This is a genomic window from Sphingopyxis sp. SCN 67-31 (assembly GCF_001725095.1).
In genome coordinates this window covers 1-8,967 of sequence record NZ_MEFH01000119.1, presented here as the reverse complement: position 1 = coordinate 8,967, position 8,967 = coordinate 1, and the positions used below count along the sequence as shown (strand labels likewise).

The 8,967-nt window shown below is 65.9% G+C and carries 11 protein-coding genes; 3 read left to right on the top strand and 8 right to left on the bottom strand.

The annotated features are described in order from the left end of the window. Positions 1-6: 6 nt before the first annotated feature. From ABS88_RS20660 to ABS88_RS20630, 7 genes are read right to left on the bottom strand one after another with little or no spacing between them, the layout of a single operon-like run. A complete protein-coding gene (locus ABS88_RS20660) occupies positions 7-837 on the bottom strand; it encodes a TrmH family RNA methyltransferase (RefSeq protein ID WP_286750456.1) in 831 nt (276 codons plus the stop codon). Between the two features lie 4 nt (positions 838-841). Further along, positions 842-1,120: an HPr family phosphocarrier protein gene (locus ABS88_RS20655; protein WP_003040349.1), complete on the bottom strand. Its 279-nt coding sequence runs from the start codon at positions 1,118-1,120 to the stop codon at positions 842-844. Further along, the gene (locus ABS88_RS20650) at positions 1,117-1,521 is read right to left on the bottom strand and encodes a PTS sugar transporter subunit IIA (RefSeq protein ID WP_062902970.1); all 405 of its coding nucleotides are present in this window, start codon (positions 1,519-1,521) and stop codon (positions 1,117-1,119) included. Before ABS88_RS20650 ends, ABS88_RS20655 begins: the two co-directional genes overlap by 4 nt. A 38-nt stretch (positions 1,522-1,559) precedes the next feature. Next, positions 1,560-2,498, bottom strand: a complete 939-nt coding sequence (gene rapZ, locus ABS88_RS20645) for an RNase adapter RapZ (protein WP_062900633.1) — start codon at positions 2,496-2,498, stop codon at positions 1,560-1,562. Continuing rightward, positions 2,495-2,941: an HPr kinase/phosphorylase gene (locus ABS88_RS20640; protein ID WP_003040343.1), complete on the bottom strand. Its 447-nt coding sequence runs from the start codon at positions 2,939-2,941 to the stop codon at positions 2,495-2,497. Before ABS88_RS20640 ends, rapZ begins: the two co-directional genes overlap by 4 nt. 59 nt (positions 2,942-3,000) lie before the next feature. Beyond that, positions 3,001-4,593 (bottom strand): sensor histidine kinase, encoded by a 1,593-nt coding sequence (locus ABS88_RS20635; RefSeq protein WP_371830024.1) that lies wholly within the window; start codon positions 4,591-4,593, stop codon positions 3,001-3,003. Then, positions 4,583-5,293 carry a response regulator transcription factor gene (locus tag ABS88_RS20630; protein ID WP_062900631.1) on the bottom strand — a complete coding sequence of 237 codons (711 nt, stop codon included), beginning with the start codon at positions 5,291-5,293 and terminating at the stop codon, positions 4,583-4,585. Before ABS88_RS20630 ends, ABS88_RS20635 begins: the two co-directional genes overlap by 11 nt. Before the next feature lie 246 nt (positions 5,294-5,539). Between ABS88_RS20630 and ABS88_RS20625 the strand changes: the two genes are divergently transcribed. The 3 genes from ABS88_RS20625 to ABS88_RS20615 all read left to right on the top strand — a co-directional run bounded on the left by ABS88_RS20625 (position 5,540) and on the right by ABS88_RS20615 (position 8,230). Continuing rightward, positions 5,540-7,141: a phosphoenolpyruvate carboxykinase gene (locus tag ABS88_RS20625; protein WP_286750455.1), complete on the top strand. Its 1,602-nt coding sequence runs from the start codon at positions 5,540-5,542 to the stop codon at positions 7,139-7,141. A 242-nt stretch (positions 7,142-7,383) separates the two neighbouring features. After that, complete coding sequence (locus ABS88_RS20620) at positions 7,384-7,836, top strand: hypothetical protein (protein WP_286750454.1); 453 nt, start codon at positions 7,384-7,386, stop codon at positions 7,834-7,836. A gap of 37 nt (positions 7,837-7,873) precedes the next feature. Then, complete coding sequence (locus ABS88_RS20615) at positions 7,874-8,230, top strand: hypothetical protein (RefSeq protein ID WP_003040328.1); 357 nt, start codon at positions 7,874-7,876, stop codon at positions 8,228-8,230. Between the two features lie 70 nt (positions 8,231-8,300). On the opposite strand, the gene ABS88_RS20610 is transcribed toward ABS88_RS20615, so the two are convergent. Then, the coding region (locus ABS88_RS20610) for a DUF885 domain-containing protein (protein WP_286750453.1) at positions 8,301-8,967 on the bottom strand (667 nt) is incomplete at its 5' end.

Genomic DNA, 8,967 nt, shown 5'->3' with positions numbered 1-8,967 from the left:
CGGCGTTCAGCTTCGCTGCTGGTTCAGCACTTCATAGGCCATGACCGCGGCCGCAACGGCCGCGTTCAGGCTGTCGGCCTTGCCCATCATCGGCATTTTTACGCGCACGTCGGCGGCTTCGGCATAGGCTTGCGGCAGGCCCTGCGATTCATTGCCGATCAGGATGAAGGTGGGGGCGGCATAACGCACCGCCTGATAATCCTTGGTGTCGTCGCCGAGCCAGGTTGCGACCAGTTCGCCGCGCCCGCTGCGCAGCCAAGGCAGAAACTCGTCCCATTCGGCCTGCACCAGCCGCTGGGTGAAGATCGCCCCCATGCTCGCGCGCACCGCCTCGACGCCATAGGGATCGGTCGATTCGCCGAGCAGGATCAACCCGCCGGCACCGACCGCGTCGCCGGTGCGCAGCATGGTGCCCAGATTGCCGGGATCGCGCAGCCGTTCGGCAACCAGCCAGATCGGCGCCGCATCGCGATCGATGTCGGAAAGCGCGGTTCGCGGCTCGGCATAGATGCCGACGATGGTTTGCGGATTGTCCTTGCCCGACAATTTGGAGAGGATCGCGGGCGTCGTGTCGATCACCTCTCCGCCGCTCGCCAGCGTCGCGTCGATCAGCGTCCGCGCGAGCGGATGCGCGGCGCCCTCGTCGGCCAGAAACAGCCGGCGCGGCAATATGCCCGCCTCGCGCGCTTCGGTCGCGATGCGCAGCCCTTCGGCCAGGAACAGTCCTTCGGCGCGGCGATGCCGCTTTTCGCGCAACAGCCGCATCCGCTTGACGAGCGGGTTCGACAGGCTTTCGATTCGGGAACGGCGGGCGTTTTGCTGGCCGGTCGGGGCCATCGGATCAATCCTCGCCGAAGCTGTCCTTGACCAGCCCGACGAGCTTGAGCATCGCGGCTTCGGCGCCGTCGCCGCTGGTGTGGATCGTGATGCTGTCGCCCTTCGCCGCGCCCAGCATCATCAATCCCATGATCGACGATCCCGAAACGCGCGACCCGCCCTTTTCGACCTCGACCGACACGGTTTCGGGCAGGCGGCTGACGAAGGTAACGAACTTGGCGCTGGCGCGGGCGTGCAGACCGCGCTGGTTGGTGATTTCTACCGTTTCGCTGATCTGGTTCATGGCCCCACCCCCAACATTTCCGATGCGACGGAAATATATTTCTGGCCTGCTTCCTTGGCCGCGATCACCGCGGCACGCAGGTCCATCGTCTTGCGCGCGCTTTCCAGCCGGATGAGCATCGGCAGGTTGACGCCGGCAATGACTTCGGTTCGCCCGCTTTCCAGCAGGCTGATGGCAAGGTTCGACGGCGTGCCGCCGAACAGGTCGGTCAGCATGACGACGCCGCGCCCTTCGTCGACGCGCTGGATCGCTTCGGCAATTTCGCCGCGGCGCACTTCCATATTGTCGTTGGGGCCGATGCACACCGTCGCCACCGCGCGCTGCGGTCCCACCACATGTTCCATCGCCGTCACCATTTCCTCGGCGAGGCGGCCGTGCGTGACGAGAACCATTCCGAGCAGCGGCAGGGCTTTATCGGTGGGCATGAAAAGCGAGACCCTTATGTTTGTCCGCCGGGTGCGGGAGATGCGGGCGGGGGCTTGCCCTCAAGCCCATCTTGCGGGGCCGAGTCAAGGTTGCGGTGGGTCACCGTGGGCTCGTGGCCCGCGGCGCGTAGCGTTCGGGCAACACGATCGGCGACATGGACCGAACGGTGGCGCCCGCCGGTGCAGCCGAAGGCGATGGTGACATAGCTTTTCCCTTCGGCGCGGTAGCGCGGCAGCAGGGTGAGGAGCAGGGTTTCGATCTGCGTCACCGTCGCTTCATAAGCGGGATCGGTGCGGATATAGGCGGCGACGTCGGGGTCGAGCCCGGTGTGCGGGCGCAGCGCCGCGTCCCAGTGCGGATTGCGCAGATAGCGCATGTCGAACACCAGATCGGCGTGGCGCGGCAACCCGCGCGCGAAGCCGAAGCTCAATATGTTGAGCACCGGCGCATCATCGCCGCCGCCGCCGAAGCGCTGGCGCACCTCCTGCTGCAGATCGTTGCTCGTATAGTTGGTCGTGTCGATGACATGCTCGGCCCAGCGGCGGAGCGGCTCCATCATCTCGCGTTCGCGCGCGATGCCGTCGGCGGCGGGGCGGTCCTCCGCCATCGGGTGGCGGCGGCGCGTCTCCGAAAAGCGCCGTTCGAGTTCGGCACCTGCGCAATCGAGGAACAGCGTCTGCATGTCGCGCCCGCCCGCTTCGCGCAGTTCCTTCATGCGTTTGACGAGCAGCGCCGGCTTGAAACCACGGCTGCGACTGTCGATGCCCACCGCGATCGGCCGGTTCGCCGCGCTGCGCTGGACCGGCGCGTCAATCAGCGCGTCGAGCAGCGCGAGCGGCAGATTGTCGACAACCTCCCACCCCAGATCCTCCAGCACCTTGAGCACGGTCGACTTGCCGGCGCCCGAAAGGCCGGTGACGAGCAGCAGACGCGGCGCGGCGGGATCGCTCATGCGGCCGGCGCCAGCCGTTCGAGCGCGAGCAATATCTTGATCGGGGCCGATACTTCGAAGGCCGAAAGCAGCAGCGCGGGCAGGGGATGGCCGACGACCATTTCGACCTGATTCACCGCGGGCATGCGATCATAATGGTCGGTAAGCCGGACCGCGAGAGCCAGCGGCACCGGAGCGGTCCACGGTCGCTCGATGATGCCGATGCCGCGCACTTCCAGCTTTCCGGCCAGATTTTCGGGCGGGCGGCACCACAGGCGTCCGCGCTCGTACCATATGTCGCAGCGGTCGTCGGCGACGAGCCGCGCGCCCCGGTCGAGCAGGCGGAGCGCAAGATCCGACTTGCCTTGACCCGAATTGCCGAGAATCAGGACGCCGCCATTGCCCGCTGCCACGCAGCTCGCATGGATATTGTGGATCTCGGCCCTGGTCCTGCTCGGGAACATGGGTGCAGGCTTACCGGCGACGAAGCGGGGCTGCAAGGCGATAGGCGCCCGCGGCAAGTTCAGCCTGTGGGATCGGAGCCTTCGCGCGCGGGCAGGGTGATCAGCAGGCTGGCGCCGGGCCGGCCGTCGTCGCGGTCGCGCGCCGAGATGGTGCCGCCATGCCCCTCGATAATCGTTCGCGCGATGGCGAGGCCCAGCCCGCTATGCTTGCCGAACGCTTCCCCCGACGGCCGTTCGCTGTGGAAACGGCGAAAAATTGCTTCGCGCTGCGACGGTTCGATCCCCGGCCCGTCGTCGTCGACCCGCACATGGACCTCGTCGCCCAGCCGCGTGGCGGCGATGCAGACGAGGCCGCCAGCGGGCGAGAAGCTGATCGCATTGTCGATGACATTGTCGATCGCCCGCTCGATCCGATGGCCGTCGCCCATCACCGCAGTCGTCCCCTTGCGCGGCCGCGCAAAGGCGATGCGCGGTCGATCTTCGTTCTGGCTGTTGCGGGCGCAGCGCGCGGCGAGCATCGATTCGATCATCAGCCCGACATCGACGGGTTCAAAAGACGCGCGCGACAATTGCGCGTCGATCCGGCTTGCGTCGCTGATGTCGGTGACGAGGCGGTCGAGCCGGCGGACATCCTCGTCGGCGATAGCGAGCAACTGGGTGCGCTGCGCGTCGGACGTGACGCGCCCCAGCCCCTCGATCGCCGATCGCACCGATGCGATGGGATTTTTTAGCTCGTGCGTCACATCGGCGGCGAAATGTTCGCCCGCGTCGATGCGCTCGCGCAGCGCCTGCGTCATGTCGCTCAGCGCGCGCGCCAGCGTGCCGATCTCGTCGCGGCGGCTCGGCAGGCGGGGGACGACCACCTCGCGCGCGCGGCCCAGCCGGACGCGAACGGCGGCGCGTGCCAGTCGGCGCAGCGGGCGAACGATCGTGCGCGCCAGAAACAGCGACAGCAGGACCGATGCGATCACGACCATCGCGATGACGATTGCGAGGCGGAAGCGCTCGGCGCGCACCGTGCGCGTGATGTCGCGCGCGTTGAGCGTCATCAGCATCACCTCGGGTGTCTCCAGATCGACGACGCGGGTGGCGCTGAGCAGCGGGGTGCGTTCGGGGGCATAGCGGAATCGCGCTTGCGCTTCGCCGCTGCGCAATGTCGCTTCGGCCTCGGGCCAGGCGGCGAGCGTGTCCTGGGCCGGTTCGGTAAATTCGGGGTAGCTCGGCGCGCCGACGATCCAGTCGATGCCGCGGTCCATCGCGCGCGCCGCATCGCGCTGCCACGCCTGCAAATCGGGATCGCGCAGCGTATAGGTCGGCGGCCCATGATCGAAACTGTCGGACAGCTTGCGGCCATCGGCAGCATAGAAGCGCAGCCGCGATTCGGTCGCGCGCGTGAATTCGCCGATCAGCCGCGCACGCTGGTCGGGGCGCGCCGCCTCGAGCGCGCTGTCGAGCAGGCCGAGCTGGTCCTGCATTTCGGAAATGCGCGTATCGACGAGGCGGGTGCGATAGGTATCGAGATAGAAGAATCCGCCCGCCAGCAGCGCGATCGCCAGGATGTTGACGGCCAGGATGCGCGTCGTCAGCGACCAGCGCGCCGACCAGACGAGCGGCGCCTCTTCCTGTTCGGCAATCGACGCGTCAGCCATCATCGGAGAAACGATACCCCGCGCCATAGAGCGTCTCGATCGCGTCGAAGTCCGAATCGACCTCGCGGAACTTGCGGCGCAGGCGCTTGATGTGGCTGTCGATGGTGCGATCGTCGATATAGACATCGTCCTGATAGGCCGCGTCGAGAAGCTGGTTGCGGCTGCGCACGATGCCCGGGCGGCTGGCAAGCGTCTCCAGAATCAGGAATTCGGTGACGGTCAGCGTCACATCCTTGCCGCCCCAGCTCACCTTGTGCCGCGCCGGGTCCATCGCGAGCCGGCCCCGCACGATCGGTTCGGCCGCAGGCTCGTCGTCCGCCGCCGCCGCATTGCGGTTGAGGTCGACGCGGCGCAGGATCGCGCGGATGCGGGCGATCAGCAGCCGCTGCGAAAAGGGTTTGGAGATATAGTCGTCGGCGCCCATCGCGAGCCCCAGCGCCTCGTCGATCTCGTCGTCCTTGCTGGTCAGGAAGATCACCGGAAGCTGGCTTTTCTCGCGCAGGCGGCGCAGCAGCTCGAGCCCGTCCATGCGCGGCATCTTGACGTCGAAGACGGCCAGATCGGGCGGATTGTCGATGAGCGGCTTCAGCGCGGCTTCGCCGTCCGAATAGACGCGCGTGACGAAGCCTTCGGCCTGAAGCGCGATCGACAGGGATTGCAGGATGTTGCGGTCGTCGTCGACCAGCGCGATGGTTGCCGTCATGCTCTTTCCATTGGGCGGACCCGGCGCCGGACTAGCCGATCTGCCGCCCAGCGACAACTGCGCACGTCCCGCCCGCGATTCACCTTTTAATCTTTTGACCTCCGCCTCGGCTATCGCTAACGCGGCCGGGATTTCGGAATCGGCGTGACGTCGGCACCCCATGTTCATGCGGGCCCATCGCTTTCGCATGGCATGTCCTGCATACCTATGCAAAGGTGCGCGCGGCGCAGAGGAAAGGCGAAGCAAATGACCAAGGTTGTGATCGGCACCGACACCGTCGAAACCAAAGCGAATGTGGCCGAAAACTGGGGCACCGCGCAGCTCGTCGAGGATGCCGTGCGCAATGGCGAGGGCCTGCTCGCCAAGGACGGCCCGCTCGTCGTCGCAACCGGCAAGCACACCGGGCGCAGCGCCAAGGACAAGTTCATCGTTCAGGATGCCGAAACGGCAGATACGATCTGGTGGGGCAAGACCAACGTGCCGATGACGCCCGATCATTTCGCCGCGCTCAAGGCCGATTTCTTTGCCCATCTCGCGTCGCGCGACCGCGTCTATCGCCAGCAGCTGTTCGGCGGCTCGCAGCCCGAATATCGCGTCGGGGTGCAGGTCATCACCGAATTCGCCTGGCACAGCCAGTTCATCCGCACGCTGCTCTGCCGTCCGACGGCCGAGGAGTTGGCGTCCTTCGCGACCGAATACACCATCATCGACCTGCCGAGCTTCCGCGCCGATCCGGCGAAGCATGGTTCGCGCACCGAAACGGTGATCGCGGTCAATTTCTCCGAAAAGCTGATCCTGATCGGCGGCACGCAATATGCCGGCGAAATGAAGAAGTCGGTGTTCGGTATCCTCAACTATCTCCTCCCGGTGCAGGGTGTGATGCCGATGCATTGCTCGGCGAACATCGGCGCCGACGGCGATACGGCGGTTTTCTTCGGCCTGTCGGGCACCGGCAAGACGACGCTGTCGGCCGACGCCTCGCGCACGCTGATCGGCGACGATGAACATGGCTGGTCGGACACCGCGGTCTTCAACTTCGAAGGCGGCTGCTACGCCAAGATGATCCGCCTGTCGGCGGAGGCCGAACCCGAAATCTATGCGACGACGAAGCGTTTCGGCACGGTGCTCGAAAATGTGGTGATCGACCCCGCGACGCGCGAACTCGACCTCGACGACAACAGCCTCGCCGAAAACAGCCGCGGGTCCTATCCGATCGACTTCATCCCGAATGCGTCGGAAAAGAATATGGGCCCGGTGCCCAAGAATATCATCATGCTCACCGCGGATGCCTATGGCGTGCTGCCGCCGATCGCGAAGCTGACCCCCGATCAGGCGATGTATCACTTCCTGTCGGGCTATACTGCGCGCGTTGCGGGCACCGAAATCGGCGTGACCGAGCCCGAGGCGACCTTCTCGACCTGCTTCGGCGCGCCCTTCATGCCGCGCCATCCGTCGGTCTACGGCAATCTCCTCAAGGAGCGTATCGCCAAGGGCGGCGTCGAATGCTGGCTCGTCAACACCGGCTGGACCGGCGGCATGGCGACGATGGAGGGGATCAGCCGCATGCCGATCAAGGCGACCCGCGCGCTGCTCAACGCGGCGCTCGACGGCAGCCTGAACAATGCGGAATTCCGCAAGGACCCGAATTTCGGCTTCATGGTTCCGGTTGCGGTGCCCGGCGTCGATTCGGGCCTGCTCGATCCGCGCGAGGCCTGGGTCGACAAGGCGGCCTATGACCGCACGGCGCAAACGCTGGTGCAGCAATTCATCGACAATTTCGCGCAATTTGCGGACCATGTCGACGAAGGCGTCCGCAACGCCGCACCGCAGGCCGCCGTCGCGGCCTAAGGGTTAGAACCCGCCCAATACGCCGCTGAGGCGCCCAAATGGCGAAGTCATTTGGGCGTCCCTTCGGGATTTGACCGATTTCGTCCATTGCCGCGTCGAAGAGCCTTGGGATATATCTATATCCGGGCGTCTCTTCTCCTTGCACTGAACGAAATCGCTTCAAACCTCAGCGGTGTATTGGGCGGGTTCTAACCCCAACCCGGAAACTTCCGGGTGCTCATTCACCCGGAAGGACCGGACCCATGACCACCGACTTTACCCCGCGCCTGTTCGAGCGCGATGCCGATATTCGCGCGATCGGTGCAGGCTTGCTCGCCTGCACCCTGCCGCGCGAGGCGTGGACGCACGAGGCGCATCTGGCGGCGTGCCTCTGGCTGCTGAGCGAGCGCCCCGACATCGACGTCGATGCCGAAATTGCGCCGATCATCCGCCGCTTCAACGAAAGCGTGGGCGGCGTGAACGACGACACGCAGGGCTATCACGACAGCATCACCCGCGCCTATGTCGCGGGGGTGCGGCTGTTCCTCGCTGAAACGGCGGAGACGGGCCTGACCAGCCGCGTCAATGCGTTGCTGCGATCGCCCGTGGGCGCGCGCGACTGGCCGCTGCGCTTCTACAGCCGCGACCTGCTCTTTTCGGTGCCGGCGCGGCGCGGGTTCGTCCCGCCGGACCTCGCGCCGCTGCCTGCGCCGTGATAGCGTCGGTTCCGACTCGAAGCGAAGGAGCGCAGCCATGAGCATCTTGGACAATATTCTCGGACAGATTTCCGGAAACGACACGGTGGCCAACCTTGCCGCCAAGGTCGGCCTGTCGCCCGAGCATGTCGAATCGGCGATTGCCGCGCTCGCCAAGCATCACCCGATGCAGGGTGACACCGCCGAAGGCGCTGCCGCGACCACCGGTCTGCCGCTCGACAAGTTGCAGGAGATCATCGGCCAGATCGGCGGCGAAGGCTCGCTCGGTCGCTTTGCGCAGATGGTCCAGCAGGACGGCGGCGCGGGCATTCTCGGTGCGCTCGACCGCGATGGCGACGGCAACCCGCTCAACGACCTGGGCGGCATTGCGGGCTCGTTGTTCGGGAAGAAATAGGCAAACCCGTCAGGTCCGCCTACCGTCGGCGATAGCGTCAGCGAAGGATCGCCTTGCCTTTTTCCGGGCACTATCCCTTCGTTTCCGCGATATATTCGTCGACATTCTTCGCGAGAACGTCGAGCGGCACATTGCCGCCGAGCACGACGGTGTCGTCGAAATCGCGCAGGTCATATTTGGCACTGAGCGCGGTCTGGGCGCGGCCGCGCTGGCGGACGATTTCGCTGTGGCCGACCTTGTAGCCGCAGGCCTGCCCGACCCAGCTGCAATAACGATCGACTTCGCTCGCGACCTCCAACGGGTTCGATCCGTTGCGTTCGACGAAGAAGCGCACGCCCTCCTCGCGCGTCCAGCGCTTTGCGTGGATCCCGGTATCGACGACGAGGCGGCAGGCGCGAAACGCGATCGACTGGAGGTAGCCGAGCCGGCCGACCTCGAAGTCGTCGTAGAGCCCCAACTCGTCGGCAAGCTGCTCGGCATAGAGCGCCCAGCCCTCGGAATAGGCGTTGAAGGCGAGCATCGAACGGATCAGCGGCATCTTGTTGGCATATTCGCCCTGCCAGGCATGGCCCGGGATCGCCTCGTGCATCGCGAGGTCGGGCAGCGAATATTTGCTGTGCAGATCGGTCGTGCGCAGGTTGATCCAGAAGCGGCCGGGGATCGATCCGTCGATCGATCCGGCGCCGCCATAGGCCGCGGGCGCGCCGGGTTCTTCGGCGAGCGGCAGGCGCTTCACC

Bases quoted from the DNA above. Each gene is read 5' to 3' on its own strand.
- ABS88_RS20660 (WP_286750456.1), bottom strand. From the start codon at position 837: ATGGCCCCGACCGGCCAGCAAAACGCCCGCCGTTCCCGAATCGAAAGC.
- ABS88_RS20655 (WP_003040349.1), bottom strand. From the start codon at position 1,120: ATGAACCAGATCAGCGAAACGGTAGAAATCACCAACCAGCGCGGTCTG.
- rapZ (WP_062900633.1), bottom strand. From the start codon at position 2,498: ATGAGCGATCCCGCCGCGCCGCGTCTGCTGCTCGTCACCGGCCTTTCG.
- ABS88_RS20640 (WP_003040343.1), bottom strand. From the start codon at position 2,941: ATGTTCCCGAGCAGGACCAGGGCCGAGATCCACAATATCCATGCGAGC.
- ABS88_RS20635 (WP_371830024.1), bottom strand. From the start codon at position 4,593: ATGATGGCTGACGCGTCGATTGCCGAACAGGAAGAGGCGCCGCTCGTC.
- ABS88_RS20630 (WP_062900631.1), bottom strand. From the start codon at position 5,293: ATGACGGCAACCATCGCGCTGGTCGACGACGACCGCAACATCCTGCAA.
- ABS88_RS20625 (WP_286750455.1), top strand. From the start codon at position 5,540: ATGACCAAGGTTGTGATCGGCACCGACACCGTCGAAACCAAAGCGAAT.
- ABS88_RS20620 (WP_286750454.1), top strand. From the start codon at position 7,384: ATGACCACCGACTTTACCCCGCGCCTGTTCGAGCGCGATGCCGATATT.
- ABS88_RS20615 (WP_003040328.1), top strand. From the start codon at position 7,874: ATGAGCATCTTGGACAATATTCTCGGACAGATTTCCGGAAACGACACG.